Source organism: Variovorax sp. GW821-FHT10B04 (assembly GCF_059415645.1).
In genome coordinates this window covers 48,628-64,626 of sequence record NZ_JBWKNQ010000010.1, presented here as the reverse complement: position 1 = coordinate 64,626, position 15,999 = coordinate 48,628, and the positions used below count along the sequence as shown (strand labels likewise).

Sequence of the window (15,999 nt, the reverse complement as noted above, 5' to 3'; positions counted from 1 at the left end):
CCGCCCGGGCCGCCGCTGACTGGGGCGATCCGGGCAAGCGCGGGATTTTACCGGGCCTCGATGGGATAATTTGGCCCCATGAGCATTACCTATAACAACGCCGAAGGCATCGCCGCGATGCGCGTCGCGGGGCGCCTGTCGTCCGAGGTGCTGGACTACCTCACGCCCTTCGTCAAACCCGGCGTCACCACGAACGAGATCGACCGGCTGGCCTCCGAGTACATGGCCACGCAAGGCACGACGTCGGCCACGGTGGGTTACATGGGCGCCAGCAGCGTCCCGTTCCCCAAGTCGCTGTGCACGTCGGTCAACCACGTGGTGTGCCACGGCATTCCGAACGACAAGCCCCTGAAGAAGGGCGACATCATGAACATCGACGTCACGGTGATCAAGGACGGCTGGTTCGGCGACAACAGCCGGATGTTCATCGTCGGCGACGCATCGATCGCGGCCAAGCGCCTGTGCAGCGTCACCTACGAGGCGATGTGGCACGGCATCATGCAGGTCCGCCCCGGCGCGCACCTGGGCGACGTCGGCCACGCGATCCAGAAGTTCGCCGAAGGCAACGGCTATTCGGTGGTTCGCGAGTTCTGCGGCCATGGTGTGGGGCGCAAGTTTCATGAAGAACCCCAGGTGCTGCATTACGGCCGCCCGGGCACGATGGAAGAACTCAAGCCCGGGATGATCTTCACGATCGAACCGATGATCAACCTGGGCAAGCGCGACATCAAGGAAGACACCAAGGGCGGCAAGTACGACGGCTGGACCATCGTCACGCGCGACCATTCGCTGTCGGCGCAGTGGGAGCATTCGGTGCTGGTCACCGAAACCGGCTACGAGGTGCTGACGCTGTCCGCCGGCAGCCCGCCGCCTCCCGCCTTCGTGACGGCCTGAGCCGCCGCCCGCCGTGACCGCCGCCGTGACGGAAGTGAGCGCGCTGCGCGACGCCTACCGCGCCAGGAAACTGGCACTTTTCGATGCCCTGCGCAGCGCCAAGGCGCCCGCGCGCAGCGTGCATGTGACGTTGCGCCGATTGGCGACGCTGGCTGACGAGGCGCTGAGCACGCTGTGGGCCGACGCCGGTTTCGGCGACGCGTTCGCGCTGGTCGCGGTCGGCGGCTTCGGTCGCGGCGAACTGTTCCCCTACTCCGACGTCGATGTGCTGCTGCTGCTGCCCGAAGGGCATGCCGAAGGCATCGATCCGGCCCGGCTCGAGGCCTTCATCGGCAACTGCTGGGACGCCGGCCTGGAGATCGGCTCCAGCGTGCGCACGCTGGACGAATGCCTGGTCGAGGCCGAGAAGGACGTCACCGTGCAGACGTCGCTGCTCGAATCGCGGCTGATCGCCGGCGACAAGAAGCTGTACACGACCTTCTGCTCGCGGTTTTTTGCAGCCATCGACCCGAAGGCCTTCTTCGCGGCCAAGTCGCAGGAAATGCGGCACCGCCATCAGAAGTTCGACGACACGCCCTATGCGCTCGAGCCCAATTGCAAGGAGTCGCCGGGCGGCCTGCGCGACCTGCAGACCATCCTCTGGATGTCCAAGGCCGCCGGTTTCGGCAAGCGCTGGGACGACCTGGCCAAGAACGGCCTGGCCACGCCCTTCGAGGTCCGGCAGATCAAGCACAACGAAGCGCTGCTGAGCCAGATCCGCGCGCGCCTGCACGTGGTCGCGCAACGGCGCGAGGATCGCCTGGTCTTCGACCTGCAGACCGCCGTGGCCGCGACCTTCGGCTATGTCGGCGAATCGCAGCGCAAGGCGAGCGAGGCGCTGATGCGGCGCTACTACTGGGCCGCCAAGGCGGTCACGCAGCTCAACCAGATCCTGCTGCTCAACATCGCCGAACGGCTGCAGCCGCGTGCCGAGGAACCGACCCGCATCAACGAGCGCTTCTTCGAGAAGGCCGGGCTGATCGAGGTCGCCAGCGACGACCTCTACCTGCGCGACCCGCGCGCGATCCTCGAGACCTTCCTGCTGTACCAGAAGACCATCGGCGTGCAAGGCCTGTCGGCGCGCACGCTGCGCGCGCTGTACAACGCGCGGCCGGTGATGGACATGAAGTTCCGCAACGACCGCGTGAACCACGTGACCTTCATGCGCATCCTGCTGGAGCCGCGCGGCATCACGCACGCGTTCCGGCTGATGAACCAGACCTCGGTGCTGGGCCGCTACCTGCGCGTCTTCCGCAGCATCGTGGGGCAGATGCAGCACGACCTGTTCCACGTCTACACGGTCGACCAGCACATCCTGATGGTGCTGCGCAACGTGCGGCGCTTCTTCATCGCCGAGCATGCGCACGAGTACCCGTTCTGCTCGCAATTGGCGGCCGGCTGGGACAAGCCCTGGGTGCTGTACGTGGCTGCGTTGTTCCACGACATCGCCAAGGGCCGCGGCGGCGACCATTCGACGCTCGGCGCGCGCGACGTGCGGCTGTTCTGCCGCCAGCACGAGGTTCCACGCGAGGACGCCCAGCTGATCGCCTTCCTGGTGTCGGAGCACCTGACCATGAGCGTGGTCGCGCAGAAGCAGGACCTGAGCGACCCGGAAGTCATCGCCGCCTTCGCCAAGCGCGTGGGCAGCGAGCGCTACCTGACGGCGCTGTATCTCCTGACCATCGCGGACATCCGCGGCACGTCGCCGCGCGTGTGGAACGCGTGGAAGGGCAAGCTGCTCGAAGACCTCTATCGCGCCACCTCGCGTGCGCTCGGCGGCCACATGCCCGACCCGGACGCCGAGGTCGAGGCACGCAAGCGCGAAGCGCTGGTGCAGCTCGCGCTGCACGCCATGCCTTTCGAGTCGCACAAGGCACTGTGGGAAACGCTCGACGTCGGCTACTTCATGCGCCATGACGCGGGCGAGATCGCCTGGCACACCAAGCAGTTGTCGCGCTACGTGCCGGCCCGCGGCGTGCCGATCGACCCGAAGGCGCCGGCCATCGTGCGTGCGCGCCTGTCGCCGGTCGGCGAAGGCCTGCAGGTCGCGGTCTACACGCCCGACCAGCAAGACCTGTTCGCGCGCATCTGCGGCTACTTCGACCAGGCCTCCTTCAGCATCCTGGATGCCAAGGTCCACACGACCAGCAATGGCTATGCGCTCGATACCTTCCAGGTCATCGCCGGCTTCATTCCCGAGCACTACCGCGACCTGATCAGCATGGTCGAGACCGGCCTGACCCAGACGCTGGTCGAGGCCGGTCCGCTGCCGCCGCCGAGCAAGGGCCGCGTGTCGCGCCGGGTGCGCAGCTTCCCGATCCAGCCGCGCATCAGCCTGGTGCCCGACGACAAGGCCCAGCGCTGGCTCCTCAGCATCTCGGCCAGCGACCGGGCCGGCCTGCTGTACTCGGTGGCACGCGTGCTGGCACGCCACGAACTGAACCTGCAGCTCGCCAAGGTCACGACGCTGGGCGAGCGCGTGGAAGACACCTTCCTCATCAGCGGTCCGGAACTTGCAGGCCAGCGGGCACAGCTGGCGATCGAAACCGAATTGATGGACGCCCTGGGCGCAACCGCCGCGTGACGCGGGGGCGCTGGACTCGGCCAACGACACGACAGCGACCCCCATGCAGCACTTCACCGACGACATTGCCTTCCTGATCGACGTCGACAACACCCTGCTCGACAACGACCGCGTGCTGGCCGACCTGCGCGCCCACCTCGAATCCGAATTCGGCCGCACCGAGTCCGACCGCTACTGGGCGGCACTCGAATCGCTGCGCAGCGAGCTCGGCTACGTCGACTACCTCGGCGCACTGCAGCGCTACCGTACCGACAGCACCCGCCGCGGCATGAACGACCCGCGGCTGCTGCTGATGTCGACCTTCCTGATCGACTACCCCTTCGCCGACCGGCTGTACCCCTACGCGCTGGCGGCGATCCAGAAACTGCGCCAGCACGGCCCGACCGTGATCGTGTCCGACGGCGATGTCGTGTTCCAGCCGCGCAAGGTGCAGCGCTCGGGCCTGTGGGACGCAATGGAAGGCCGGGTATTGATCTATGTCCACAAGGAAGAGATGCTGGACGCGATCGAACAGGCCCATCCCGCGCGACACTACGTCATGGTCGACGACAAGCTGCGCATCCTGACCGCCATGAAGGCCGGCTGGGGCGACCGCCTCACCACCGTCTTCGTGCGCCAGGGCCATTACGCGCTCGACACCGAAGCGCTGGCGGGCTTTCCGCCGGCCGACATCACGATCGAGCGTATCGGCGACCTGATCCACCTCCCATGGCCAACCCCGAGCAACCACTGATATGAGCCAGAAGATCCATCCCCTCGCCGGCCAGCCGGCGCCCTACGACGTGCTGGTCGACGTGCCGCGGCTCGTCTCCGCGTATTACAGCGGCCGGCCCGACCCGTCGGTCGCCGCGCAACGCGTGGCCTTCGGCACGTCCGGCCACCGCGGTTCGTCCTTCGACAACTCGTTCAACGAATGGCACGTGCTGGCGGTGACGCAAGCGATCTGCGACTACCGCAAGCAGAAGGGCATCGACGGCCCGCTGTTCCTCGGCATCGACACGCATGCGCTGTCGACACCGGCCTGCAGCAGCGCGATCGAGGTGCTCGCCGCCAACGGCGTCGAGCTGATGCTCTCGCAGGACGACGAGTACACGCCGACGCCCGCGGTGTCGCACGCGATCCTGGTCTACAACCGCGGCCGCACCAGCGGACTGGCCGACGGCATCGTGATCACGCCGTCGCACAACCCGCCCGAGAGCGGTGGCTTCAAGTACAACCCGCCCAACGGCGGCCCCGCGGGCACCGACATCACCTCGGCCGTCGAAGCCGCGGCCAACAGGATGCTGGCGGCCAACCTCGACGGCGTGAAGCGCCTGCCCCTGGCCCAGGCGCTTCGGGCATCGACCACGCATCGCCACGACTACCTGAACAGCTACGTCGGCGAACTCGACCAGGCGATCGACATGGACGCGATCCGTGGCGCAGACGTCGAACTCGGCGTCGATCCGCTGGGCGGCGCGGGCGTCAACTACTGGCCGGCCATTGCAGAGCGCTACAAGCTCAAGCTCACGGTGCTGAACCGCGAGGTCGATCCGCGCTTCCGCTTCATGTCGCTCGACTGGGACGGCCGCATCCGCATGGACCCGTCGTCGCCGAGCGCCATGAATGGCCTGATCGCGCTGAAGGACCGCTTCCCGATCGCCTTCGCCTGCGACACCGACCACGATCGCCACGGCATCGTGACGCGCACTGCGGGCCTGATGCAGCCCAACAACTACCTCGCGGTGATGGTCGACTACCTGTTCACCCACCGTCCGCAGTGGGCCGCCGACGCGGCCGTCGGCAAGACGCTGGTCAGCAGCCAGATGATCGACCGCGTGGCCGCCAGCCTGGGCCGCACGCTGTACGAGGTGCCGGTCGGCTTCAAGTACTTTGTCGACGGCCTGGTCGGCGGCACGCTGGGTTTCGGCGGTGAAGAGAGCGCGGGCGCGACCTTCCTGCGGCGCGACGGATCCGTCTGGACGACCGACAAGGACGGCATCGTGGCCGCGCTGCTGTCCGGCGAGATCCGCGCCAAGACGGGCCGCGACCCGGGTGAACGCTTCGTCGAGCTGACACAGGCGCTGGGCAAGCCGGTGTCGGACCGTGTCGATGCGGCCGCCACGGTCGCTCAGAAGAAGCGGTTGTCGACGCTGTCGCCCGAGCAGGTGAGCTCGACCGAGCTCGCCGGCGAAAAGGTGCTCCAGGTGCTGAGCCATGCGCCCGGCAATGGCGCTGCGATCGGCGGCGTGAAGGTCGTCACGGCCAACGGCTGGTTCGCGGCCCGGCCGTCCGGCACGGAAGACATCTACAAGATCTACGGCGAGAGCTTCGTCGGCCCCGACCATCTGAAACGCATCCTCGAGGAAGCGCAGCACGTGGTGGACGCTGCGCTGGAGGGTTAGGCTCTCCCCCAGGCTTCGGCGCACTGCGTGTCGCCTTTCGCCAACCCCCTTCCGGGGGCAGCACCGGCAGCCCGGCAAAGCCGGTTCTGCGGTGTTTCCAGCCTTGATCGCGTCCGCTTCTACGACGCCTGCAAGCGGATCAGGCGGCCAGCTCTTCGACGCGCAGCGACGTCACTGCGCCACTCACCTCCGCATGCGATTGCAAAGCATGCGCGGCCAAATCCAGGACGCCTTGCGCGACCGGCCCGGTGAGCACTAGCACCTGCGGCCCGGCATCGTCGTTCTGGCCCGCAAGGGCGACCTGCCGCACCGGCACCTGCTGTTCGGCGAGACAGGCCGCGACGCGCTGAATGCCGCTCGCCGAGCGCACCGGCACACGCAGGTAGTGCGATGTATTCACCGCAGCACGCGGCAGCACGGACAGGTCGTTGGTCGCATGCGCATGCACGCCGAGGTGCGGCACTTGCCGCGCCGCATCGGCACCATCGAGCCGCGCCACGTCGACCAGGTCGGCGATCACCGCCGAAGCGGTCTGCTCCGAGCCGGCACCGGCGCCGTAGTACAGCGTGAGGCCGGCCGCGTCGGCCTTCACCATCACCGCGTTCATCGCGCCATGCACATTGGCCATCAGGTGCGCAGCGGGCACGAGCGCGGGCTGCACGCGCAGCTCGACGCCCTGCGCCTGGCGCCGCGCCACACCCAGCAGCTTGATGCGAAAACCGAGCTGCTCGGCGCATGCCACGTCGATGGCCTGCAGCTTCGTGATGCCCTCGATCTGTGCATCGGCGAAGCGCAGCGGCATGCCGAAGGCATTGGCCGCCAGCAACGAGAGCTTGTGGGCGGCATCGATGCCCTCGATGTCGAAGGTCGGATCGGCCTCGGCGTAGCCCAGCGCCTGGGCCTGGGCCAGGGCGGTGGAGAAGTCCAGCCCCTCGTCGCGCATCTTGCTGAGAATGAAGTTGGTGGTGCCGTTGATGATGCCGGCGACCCACTCGATGCGATTGGCCGCGAGCCCTTCGCGCAAGGCCTTGACGATCGGGATGCTCACGGCCACCGCGCCTTCATAGGCGACGACCACGCCCCGCTCGCGCGCCGCCGCGAAGATCTCTTCGCCATGCACCGCGAGCAGTGCCTTGTTGGCCGTGACCACGTGCTTGCCGTGCGCAATGGCGGCCAGCACCCAGTCGCGCGCCGGACCGGTGCCACCTGCCACCTCGACGACCACATCGACATCGGGATGGGTCGCGACCTGCATCGGATCGTCGGTGAGCGGCAGATCCGCACCGACGATCGTGGCGGCGCGTGCCAGGTTGCGCGCCGCCACGATCACGAGTTCGATCGACCGGCCCGCCCGCGCCGCGATCTCGGCACGGTTGCGCGCCAGAACGCGGAAGGTGCCGGATCCGACCGTCCCGATACCGATCATGCCGACGCGCAGCGCGCGGGTGGACAGGCGGTGCTCGCGCGCGGCGAGCGGCGTGAGGGATTCGCGGGATTCGACGGGATCTCGGTACATGGCATCAACTCCAAACGACAGAAAAACAAAACCCAGCTGCCAGAGCTGGGTTCATTCGTTCGGAGAGAGCGTGTACACCAGGTGGCTGCCGAAACGGCCACCTGCGCGTGCTCAGGTGGCCGCGATGGTAATGGTGGTAATCATTCGAGCAACGACCATTGCCTGCGCGATGGCAGGCGGCATCATCCGGCTCATGCACGGCGTGCAGGCGGCGAAGGACGCGGTTTGAATGGAATGCTGGATCGACATGACGGCCCGGAGTGTACCGCAGGCCTCAGCGCGCGCCAGCGGAAAGGCGCCGCTCCAGCCATGCGCTGTAGCGCGACAGGCCGAAGCACATCACCCAATACACCGCGGCGATGAACAGGTAGCCCTCGAGGTAGAACGGCCGCCAGGTCGGGTCGCCACCCAGCGCCAGGCCCAACGCACCGGTGAGCTCGAACAGGCCGACCACCGTCACCAGCGAGGTGTCCTTGAGCGTGCCCACCACGTTGTTCGTGAGCGCCGGCACGACGAGCCGCAGCGCCTGCGGCAGCACGATGTCGCGCTGCACCGGCCATCGTCCGAAGCCGAGCGCCATCGCGGCATCGATCTGCCCGCGCGGCACGGCCTGCAAGCCGCCGCGCACGATCTCCGCAAGGTAGGCTGCGACGAACAGCGTGAGTCCGGCAAGCACGCGCACCAGCACGTCCGGCTGCCAGCCTGCAGGCCACAGCAACGGCAGCAGGAAGGACGCCATGAACAGCACCGAGATCAGCGGCACACCGCGCACCAGCTCGATGTAGGTCGCACTCAGGGTGCGCGCGACCGGCCATTGCGAGCGCCGCCCGAGCGCGAGCAGCAGCGCCAGCGGAAAGGCCAGCGCCAGCCCGACCACCGCCAGGCCGATCGTCAGCGGCAGCCCACCCCAACGGCTGGTCGGCACTTCCACCAGACCCGCCACACCACCGCGCATCAACACCACGAACAACCCCAGCGCGACCAGCCACAGCGGCAGCAACCACCAGCGCCAGCTGCGCGGCCAGGCGCTGAGCAGGGTCACGGCCGACAGCAGGACGACCGCGATCGCAGGGCGCCATTGGTCTTCGTAGGGATAGCGGCCGAACAGCAGCGGCCGCCATTTCTCGGCGATCACGCCCCAGCAGGCGCCGTGCTGCAGCGCGCGGCAGCCCTCGGCATCGGGGCGGAACACCGCGTGCAGCACCGCCCAGTCGATGGCATGCGCGAGCACCCAGGCAGCCAGCAACAGAACGAGCAACGTCGCCAGCGCACGCATCGGCGTACCGGCGAGTTCGCTGCGCCAGCGCTGCCAGGCCGGCACGACCGGGGCACCCTGTGCGGAGAAGTCGGTGGGCGTCCGGCTCATTGCCAGCCTCGCAACGCAACACGCGCGTTGTAGCGGTTCATGCCCGCCGAGATCAGCAGCGACAGCAGCAGGTACACCGCCATCACCACCGCGATGCACTCGAAGGCCCGGCCGGTGGAATTGAGCGATGTATTGGCGACCGACACCAGTTCCGGATAGCCGACCGCGACCGCCAGCGACGAATTCTTGGTGAGGCTCAACAGCTGGTTCGTCAGCGACGGCACGATCACACGCAGCGCCTGCGGCAGCACGACGATGCGCAGTTGCTGCAGCGGCGTGAAGCCGAGCGCACCCGCGGCCAGCTTCTGCCCCTGCGCGACCGACCCGATGCCGGCACGCACGATCTCCGCGACGAAGGCAGCGGTGTAGAGCGCGAGCGCGCCCGTCACCGCGAGGTATTCGGGACTCAGCGCCGCGCCGCCGCTCACGTTGAAGCTGCCGCGCTCGGGCCACTCGAGGTGCGTCGGCCAGAACGCGCCGGCCTCCCGCACCGGCCACGGCATCGACAGGCCGCCCTTGCTGAGCCAGAACCCTGGCAGCAGTTCCATGGCGTCGGTCGAATCCGGCAGCAACTGGGTCAGCGCGAAATACAGCATCAACATCTGCACCAGCAGCGGGATGTTGCGCAGCGTCTGGACGTACACCCCGCACAGCCCGCGCACCAGCACGTGCGGCGCAAGCCGGCCAATGCCGAGCAGCGTACCCAGCAGCACGGCGACGACCGCCGCCGGCACCGCTGCACGCACCGTGTTGATCAGCCCGGCCAGGAAGGCACGCCAGAACGGCTGCCCCGAATCGAAGTCGAGCCAGCCCTCAGAGATCTCGAAGCCGGCCGACTGCAGCAGGAAGTCGAAGCCCGACCGCACCCCGCGCGAGCGCAGCACTTCCAGCGCGTGATGCACCACCCAGACCACGCCACCCACGACGGCAAGAACCAGCAGAGCCTGCACGGCCCAGGCGAGCCAAACCCCGCGGCGGGCACCCGGCGCCCAGTCATTCCCACTCATAAAAAGCTCCTTCCCTCACCACAGGAACACCACGGAACCGGCTTCGCCGGGCCGTTGGTGTTGCCCCCGGGCAGGGGGTTGGCGAAGCGACACGAAGTGCGCGAAGCCTGGGGGCGAGTCAACGCACAGGCAACGCGTAGAGCAGGCCGCCCTTGCTCCACAGATTGTTCGAGCCCCGCGGCAGCTTGAGCACCGACTTCGGCCCCACGTTGCGCTCGAAGATTTCGCCGTAGTTGCCGACCGCCTTCACGGCACGGTACGACCACTCCTTGTCCAGGCCCAGCAGCTTGCCGAGATCGTCGCCCGTGCCAACCAGGCGCTGCTGCGCCGGGTCCTTGCTGTTCGCCTTGAGATCGTCGATGTTCGCCTGCGTGATGCCGGCCTCCTCGGCCTCGATCAGCGCATTCGGCACCCACTTGACGATGGCGAACCACTCGTCGTCGCCACGGCGTACCAGCGGCGCGAGCGGTTCCTTGGAGATCAGCTCCGGCAGGATGACGTAGTCGTCAGGGTTCGGCGCTTCCTTGTTGCGCAGCCCGGCCAGCGCCGACGTGTCGGTCGTGAAGGCCTGGCAGCGACCGGCGAAGAAGGCCTTGAACGAGGCCTCGAAGCTTTCGAACACCACGGTCTTCACCGGGATGTTCTGCGCCTTGAAGTAGTCGGCCACGTTCTTCTCGTTGGTGGTACCGGACTGCGTGCAGATGGTGGCGTTCTTGAGCTGCTTGGCGCTCGTCACCTTGATTTTCTTCGGCACCAGGAAGCCCTGGCCGTCGTAGTAGGTGATGGTGGTGAAGTTGAAGCCGAGCGACGCGTCGCGCGTCAGCGTCCAGGTCGTGTTGCGGGCGAGGATGTCGATCTCGCCGGCCTGCAGGGCCGAGAAGCGCTGCTGCGAATTGAGCGGCACGAAGTCGACCTTCTTGGCATCGCCGAGCACCGCGGCGGCGACTGCGCGGCAGGTGTCGACGTCGAGCCCCGACCAGTTGCCCTGGGTGTCGGGTGCCGAGAAGCCGGCGACCCCGTTGGTAACGCCGCACTTGACGGTGCCGCGCTGCTTGACGGCATCGAGCGTCTTGCCTGCAAAGGCTGCCGGTGCTGCGGCGAACGCCAGGACGGCGGCGATGGCCACGAGGGCCGGGCGGATGTTCTGGTTCATGGTGTATTCCTCAATGACGGCGCCGGCAGTTTACGGGGCGTGTGAACAGTCTGCCAAAGAAGGGATGGGCACAAGCAAATTCTTCAGAAAACGCGCGCCTTCTTGGCTCACAATCGCGCGTCTTTTTAGAAAAGGTAGTGATTCCATGACCCGTTCCGACGACACCGGCAAACTCGTTCTTCGCCTGGCCCTGGGTATCCTGATCCTGCTGCACGGCATCGCCAAGCTGAGTTCGGGCGTAGGCTTCATCTCGGGCATGCTGGCTTCTCACGGACTGCCGGCCGCGCTGGCCTATCTCGCGTACATCGGCGAAGTCGTCGCACCGGTGTTGGTCATCGTGGGTGTGTTCACCCGGCCTGCCGCGCTGGTCATCGCGATCAACATGCTGTTCGCCTTCGGCCTGGTCCACATGAAGGACCTGACCGCCATCACCAAGACCGGCGGATGGGCGCTCGAACTGCAAGGCATGTACCTGTTCGGCGCCATCGCGGTGGCGCTGCTGGGCGCCGGCGCCATCAGCCTCGGCGGCCGCGGCGGCAAATACAACTGACACCTCGGTCGATGGGCGCAAGCCGCAGCCATCGCGGCTCGCGCGGCGCCCTCGGGCTCAGTCGTCCTCGGACGCATCGAGGCCCGGGAACAGGACCTCGGTGAAGCCGAATCGCGAGAAGTCGCGCACGCGCATCGGATAGAGCTTGCCCAGCAAGTGATCGACCTCGTGCTGCACGACGCGTGCATGGAAGCCACTCACGGTGCGGTCGATCGGGTCGCCGTAGGGGTCGAAGCCGGTGTAGCGGATGTTCGCGAAGCGTGGCACCACGCCGCGCAGGCCCGGCACCGACAGGCAGCCTTCCCAGCCCTCTTCTTCCTCGTCGTCGAGTGGCGTGATCACCGGGTTCAGCAACACCGTGCGCGGCACGATGGGCGCGTCCGGGTAGCGCGGGTTCACCGTGCTCGTGCCGAAGATCACCAGTTGCTGGTCGACACCGATCTGCGGCGCCGCCAGGCCCGCGCCGTTGACGGCATGCATGGTCTCGAACATGTCGCGCACCAGCAGGTGCAGCTCATCGGTGTCGAAGGCGGTGACGGGCTGAGCGATGCGCAGCAGCCGCGGGTCGCCCATCTTGAGGATCTCGCGAATGGTCATGGGCCATTATCGCGAAGGGTCGGGGTGCGTGATCACCGCGACGATGCGGCTCAGTCCTGCTGGTAGGCCCGCGGTCGCGCACCAGGCAATGCACCGGGACGCGGACCCAGGTTCGGACGCGGGCCTGCGCCGCCCTGCGGTCCCGGGCCGGCTTGCGGCGGAGGGCCACCTTGCGGGCCGCCCGGTCGTGGACCGGGGCCGGCGCCGGGACCTGGCCGGGGCCCGTCACCGGGACGTGGGCCCGGCCCGGCTCCGGGACGCGGACCATCGCCAGGGCGCGGGCCAGGGCCATAACCCGGATAACCCGGGCGCGGGCCCGGACCGTAGCCCGGCCGGCCGTAGTAACCCGGGTAGGCCGGCCGGCTGTAGTACGTGGGGCCGTTGTAATAGCCGCCGTTGTAATAGCCACCGTTGATGTAGACCGGCGCAACGGCCGGCCCGGGGTTCGCGTAGTACGGCTCCGAATACACCGCGGAACCTTCATACACGCCGCCGGGATAGGCGACACAGCCGCTCAGCACGGCGACGCCGCCCAGTGCCAGGCAGCTTCCAAGCAAACGAATCTTGTTCATGACTTTGTGACTCCCTGAATGACCTGACGGTTCAACGCGCCAAGGTAAAGCTCGCCGACTGCGCCCGTGTGAAGCCACGTAACCTGAGGTAATGCGGGAGTCCGCCTACGACGCCTGCGGCTGCACCGCCGTCGCATCGCCGGGGCCGTTCTGGATCAGCGCCAGCATGGCCGCCTCGTCGATCACGTTCACGCCCAGCGTGATCGCCTTCTCGAGCTTGCTGCCAGCCTCGGCGCCGGCCACCACGTAATCGGTCTTCTTGCTGACCGAGCCCGCCACCTTGGCGCCAGCTGCTTCGAGCATGTCCTTGGCGTCGTCGCGGCTGAGCGCCGGCAGCGTCCCGGTGATGACGAAGGTCTTGCCGGCGAGCGGCTTCGGGGCGCGCGCTGCCGGCTCGCCCTCTTCCCAGGTCAGGCCGCAGGCACGCAACTGCTCGACCACCTCGCGGTTGTGCGGCTGGTCGAAGAAGGTGCGCAGGCTGGTCGCGACGACCGGTCCGACGTCGTTGACTTCCAGCAACGCCTCCTCCGAGGCGTCCATGATCGCGTCGAGCTTGCCGAAATGCTTCGCGAGATCCTTGGCCGTGCTCTCGCCGATGTGGCGGATGCCCAGGCCGAAAAGAAAGCGCGGCAACGTGGTCTGCTTCGACTTCTCCAGCGCCTCGACCAGGTTGGCGGCCGACTTGTCGGCCATGCGCTCGAGCCCGACCAGGGTCGTGAAGCCCAGCTTGTAGAGGTCGGGCAGCGTGCGGATCAGGTTGGCGTCGACCAGTTGCTCGACCAGCTTGTCGCCGAGGCCATCGACGTCGACGGCACGCCGTGCCGCGAAATGCAGGATCGCCTCCTTGCGCTGCGCGCCGCAGAACAGGCCGCCGGTGCAGCGGTAGTCGACCTCGCCCTCCTCCCGCAGCGCGTCGGAGCCGCAGACCGGGCACTTGCGCGGCATCGTGAACACCGGGCCGCGCTGATCGTCCGGCTTGGCGAGGCTGTCCGGCACGACGCCGACCACCTCGGGGATCACGTCGCCCGCGCGGCGCACGATCACGGTGTCGCCGACGCGCACGTCCTTGCGGCGCGCCTCGTCCTCGTTGTGCAGCGTGGCGTTGGTCACGGTCACGCCGCCGACGAAAACCGGCGCCAGCTTGGCGACCGGCGTGAGCTTGCCGGTGCGGCCGACCTGCACCTCGATCGCCAGCACCTCGGTCAGTTGCTCCTGCGCCGGGTACTTGTGCGCGACCGCCCAGCGCGGCTCGCGCGAGACGAAGCCCAGTTGCCGCTGCAGCGCCACGCTGTCGACCTTGTAGACGACGCCGTCGATGTCGTAGGGCAGCGTGTCGCGCTGCCGGCCCATCGCTTCATGAAAGGCGACCAGTTCCTCGGCGCCCGTCGCCCGCCGGGTCTGCGCGGCCACCGGAAAGCCCCAGGCCCGGAACTGCTGCAGCCAGTCGAACTGCGTCGGGCAATCGGGGCCGCCGTCCTCCGGCGCGCTGACCTCGCCGAGGCCATAGGCAAAGAAGCTCAGCGGACGGTGCGCCGCAATGGCCGGGTCCAACTGACGCACCGCGCCGGCAGCGGCATTGCGCGGGTTCACGAAGACCTTCTCGTTCTTCTGGCCGGCCGCGATCTTTTCGCGCTGACGCTCGTTGAGCGCCTCGAACTGGTCGCGACGCATGTAGACCTCGCCGCGGACCTCGACCACCGGCGGCACGGCGTCGCCATGCAGGCGCAACGGAATCTGCCTCAGCATGCGGATGTTGTGCGTGACGTCCTCGCCGACCTCGCCGTCGCCGCGCGTCGCGGCCTGCACCAGCACGCCCTGCTCGTAGCGCAGGTTGATCGCCAGGCCGTCGAACTTGAGCTCGCAGACATAGCCGACGGGCGGTGCATCTTCAGCCAGCCCGAGTTCGCGCCGCACGCGCGCGTCGAAGGCGCTCGCGCCGCCGGCGGTGATGTCGGTCTCGGTCCGGATCGACAGCATCGGCACCTTGTGGCGCACCTTGGTGAAGCCTTCGAGCACTTTGCCGCCGACCCGGCGCGTCGGTGAGTCCGGCGTCCGGAGGTCGGGAAATTCGTCTTCCAGGGCCTGCAGCCGCTGGAACATCCGGTCGTATTCGGCGTCCGGCAACGCGGGCGCATCGAGGACGTAATAAAGGTGTGCGTGGTGGCGCAGCTTCTTGCCCAAGGCAAGGGCCTCGCGCGCCGCATCGACAAAAGAGGTCATGGCCTTAGCTGAATAAGCGCCGTGCGAGCGGCGAGCCCGACGGAAGATCGCGCGAATCGAGCGTGTCGTACAGCTGCTCGAGGTCGCCGCCGATCACGTCCATCGTCTCTTCGCGCAGCAACTGGCCATCGCCGTCCGTCACCACGCCGTCCATCTCGCGCGCCAGCGTGGCGGCGGCTTCGCGCAGCCGCACGAAGGGCTGCTCGCCGCGCTCGACCTGCGGCACGTCCAGGCTCAGCGTGAGTTCGCGGATCGCCGACTGTGCCGGATCGTCCGCCAGCGCAGCCTGCGTGTCGAAGGACAAGCCGATGATCGGTGGCATGCCCGGCTCGCCGGTCGGCAGCACCATGCGCCCCGGGATGATGCCCGCGACGAAGCCCAGCCGCGCCGCGTTCTGCTGCACGTAGCCGGGGCTCCAGGCCGCATGCCGCGCACGCAGCACGAAGCCGAGCTGCGCATCGTGCGCGCTCGCGAACTGGTCGAGTTCGCGCGCGCGCGCCACCTCGTCCAGCATTTCGGGAAACTCGGGCGCGCCGTTGATGACATCGGCAAAGGCCTGCGCCTTGACGACGAATTCCGAATACTCGATTTCGTTGAGTGCGCCAGTCCGATTGGCCAGCTGCACGCCGACCTGGAACGCGCCATAGCGCTGGCCCGGCGCGGGCGGCTCCCATTCGCCGTTGTGCGCGTTCAAGCCTTCGATCGCGACCGGCTTGCTGCCGGCGCGGCGCGTGGCCGGCATGGCGGCGATCGCCGCGTCGCCGGACACCAGCCCGTCGAGCGAGACCGGCGCGATCACGTCGATCAGCGGGTCGAGTCCGCCGCGGCGCTCGCCGGACGGCGGCGGCAGCACACTGGGTGCCGGCAGGTCGGGGTCGAACAATGGCTCATGGCGCTCGCTCGCAGCCACCGCGTTCGGGTCGGTGTGCAGCATCGGCTCCTGCATGTTGCCGACCGAGGCTGCCGTGCCGGCATCCTCCGGCAACTCGCTGTCGGCGGCATCGGGCTGGCGGGGCGCGTTCCGGCGCGACACCCAGGTGTTGTAGGCGACCAGCCCCGCGAGCACGAGCCCGCCGAGGATCGCAAGGGCGACGGTCAAACTGCTCATCGTTCGCCC

Annotated in this window: 14 protein-coding genes; 5 read left to right on the top strand and 9 right to left on the bottom strand. The window is 68.0% G+C overall.

The window, feature by feature from the left end; genetic code table 11:
• The first annotated feature begins 78 nt into the window (after positions 1 to 78).
• The 4 genes from map to pgm are packed head-to-tail and all read left to right on the top strand — an operon-like array spanning position 79 to position 5,901.
• Entirely contained in the window at positions 79 to 894 is an 816-nt protein-coding gene (map, locus tag AC07PZ_RS22885; RefSeq protein ID WP_495297449.1) for a type I methionyl aminopeptidase, read from the top strand.
• A gap of 25 nt (positions 895 to 919) precedes the next feature.
• Complete coding sequence (locus AC07PZ_RS22880; protein ID WP_495297594.1) at positions 920 to 3,517, top strand: [protein-PII] uridylyltransferase; 2,598 nt, start codon at positions 920 to 922, stop codon at positions 3,515 to 3,517.
• A 43-nt stretch (positions 3,518 to 3,560) separates the two neighbouring features.
• A complete protein-coding gene (locus AC07PZ_RS22875) occupies positions 3,561 to 4,250 on the top strand; it encodes an HAD family hydrolase (protein ID WP_495297448.1) in 690 nt (229 codons plus the stop codon).
• Position 4,251: 1 nt separating this feature from the next.
• Positions 4,252 to 5,901, top strand: coding sequence for a phosphoglucomutase (alpha-D-glucose-1,6-bisphosphate-dependent) (gene pgm / locus AC07PZ_RS22870; protein ID WP_495297447.1), 1,650 nt, complete (start codon positions 4,252 to 4,254; stop codon positions 5,899 to 5,901).
• 139 nt (positions 5,902 to 6,040) lie between these two features.
• On the opposite strand, the gene AC07PZ_RS22865 is transcribed toward pgm, so the two are convergent.
• The 5 genes from AC07PZ_RS22865 to AC07PZ_RS22845 form a co-directional block, all read right to left on the bottom strand.
• Complete coding sequence (locus AC07PZ_RS22865) at positions 6,041 to 7,417, bottom strand: homoserine dehydrogenase (protein ID WP_495297446.1); 1,377 nt, start codon at positions 7,415 to 7,417, stop codon at positions 6,041 to 6,043.
• 111 nt (positions 7,418 to 7,528) lie between these two features.
• On the bottom strand, positions 7,529 to 7,666 hold the full coding sequence (locus AC07PZ_RS22860) for a hypothetical protein (RefSeq protein ID WP_495297445.1): 138 nt from the start codon (positions 7,664 to 7,666) through the stop codon (positions 7,529 to 7,531).
• Between the two features lie 25 nt (positions 7,667 to 7,691).
• Entirely contained in the window at positions 7,692 to 8,693 is a 1,002-nt protein-coding gene (locus tag AC07PZ_RS22855; RefSeq protein WP_495297593.1) for an amino acid ABC transporter permease, read from the bottom strand.
• Positions 8,694 to 8,779: 86 nt separating this feature from the next.
• Entirely contained in the window at positions 8,780 to 9,790 is a 1,011-nt protein-coding gene (locus AC07PZ_RS22850) for an amino acid ABC transporter permease (RefSeq protein ID WP_495297444.1), read from the bottom strand.
• A 118-nt stretch (positions 9,791 to 9,908) separates the two neighbouring features.
• Positions 9,909 to 10,943 carry an amino acid ABC transporter substrate-binding protein gene (locus AC07PZ_RS22845; RefSeq protein WP_495297443.1) on the bottom strand — a complete coding sequence of 345 codons (1,035 nt, stop codon included), beginning with the start codon at positions 10,941 to 10,943 and terminating at the stop codon, positions 9,909 to 9,911.
• A gap of 145 nt (positions 10,944 to 11,088) precedes the next feature.
• Between AC07PZ_RS22845 and AC07PZ_RS22840 the strand changes: the two genes are divergently transcribed.
• On the top strand, positions 11,089 to 11,493 hold the full coding sequence (locus tag AC07PZ_RS22840; protein ID WP_495297442.1) for a DoxX family protein: 405 nt from the start codon (positions 11,089 to 11,091) through the stop codon (positions 11,491 to 11,493).
• A 57-nt stretch (positions 11,494 to 11,550) separates the two neighbouring features.
• Here the strand turns inward: AC07PZ_RS22840 and def are convergent, their stop codons facing one another.
• The 4 genes from def to AC07PZ_RS22820 all read right to left on the bottom strand — a co-directional run bounded on the left by def (position 11,551) and on the right by AC07PZ_RS22820 (position 15,990).
• Positions 11,551 to 12,090, bottom strand: a complete 540-nt coding sequence (gene def / locus AC07PZ_RS22835; protein WP_495297441.1) for a peptide deformylase — start codon at positions 12,088 to 12,090, stop codon at positions 11,551 to 11,553.
• A gap of 50 nt (positions 12,091 to 12,140) precedes the next feature.
• The gene (locus AC07PZ_RS22830) at positions 12,141 to 12,662 is read right to left on the bottom strand and encodes a hypothetical protein (protein WP_495297440.1); all 522 of its coding nucleotides are present in this window, start codon (positions 12,660 to 12,662) and stop codon (positions 12,141 to 12,143) included.
• 105 nt (positions 12,663 to 12,767) lie between these two features.
• Complete coding sequence (gene ligA / locus AC07PZ_RS22825; RefSeq protein WP_495297439.1) at positions 12,768 to 14,882, bottom strand: NAD-dependent DNA ligase LigA; 2,115 nt, start codon at positions 14,880 to 14,882, stop codon at positions 12,768 to 12,770.
• A gap of 4 nt (positions 14,883 to 14,886) precedes the next feature.
• A complete protein-coding gene (locus tag AC07PZ_RS22820) occupies positions 14,887 to 15,990 on the bottom strand; it encodes a cell division protein ZipA C-terminal FtsZ-binding domain-containing protein (protein WP_495297438.1) in 1,104 nt (367 codons plus the stop codon).
• Positions 15,991 to 15,999 lie beyond the last annotated feature (9 nt).

Coding starts and splice junctions, on each gene's coding strand:
- map (WP_495297449.1), top strand. CDS start 79: ATGAGCATTACCTATAACAACGCCGAAGGCATCGCCGCGATGCGCGTC.
- def (WP_495297441.1), bottom strand. CDS start 12,090: ATGACCATTCGCGAGATCCTCAAGATGGGCGACCCGCGGCTGCTGCGC.
- AC07PZ_RS22820 (WP_495297438.1), bottom strand. CDS start 15,990: ATGAGCAGTTTGACCGTCGCCCTTGCGATCCTCGGCGGGCTCGTGCTC.
- AC07PZ_RS22875 (WP_495297448.1), top strand. CDS start 3,561: ATGCAGCACTTCACCGACGACATTGCCTTCCTGATCGACGTCGACAAC.
- AC07PZ_RS22840 (WP_495297442.1), top strand. CDS start 11,089: ATGACCCGTTCCGACGACACCGGCAAACTCGTTCTTCGCCTGGCCCTG.
- AC07PZ_RS22860 (WP_495297445.1), bottom strand. CDS start 7,666: ATGTCGATCCAGCATTCCATTCAAACCGCGTCCTTCGCCGCCTGCACG.
- AC07PZ_RS22830 (WP_495297440.1), bottom strand. CDS start 12,662: ATGAACAAGATTCGTTTGCTTGGAAGCTGCCTGGCACTGGGCGGCGTC.
- AC07PZ_RS22850 (WP_495297444.1), bottom strand. CDS start 9,790: ATGAGTGGGAATGACTGGGCGCCGGGTGCCCGCCGCGGGGTTTGGCTC.
- AC07PZ_RS22865 (WP_495297446.1), bottom strand. CDS start 7,417: ATGTACCGAGATCCCGTCGAATCCCGCGAATCCCTCACGCCGCTCGCC.
- pgm (WP_495297447.1), top strand. CDS start 4,252: ATGAGCCAGAAGATCCATCCCCTCGCCGGCCAGCCGGCGCCCTACGAC.
- AC07PZ_RS22855 (WP_495297593.1), bottom strand. CDS start 8,693: ATGCGTGCGCTGGCGACGTTGCTCGTTCTGTTGCTGGCTGCCTGGGTG.
- ligA (WP_495297439.1), bottom strand. CDS start 14,882: ATGACCTCTTTTGTCGATGCGGCGCGCGAGGCCCTTGCCTTGGGCAAG.
- AC07PZ_RS22845 (WP_495297443.1), bottom strand. CDS start 10,943: ATGAACCAGAACATCCGCCCGGCCCTCGTGGCCATCGCCGCCGTCCTG.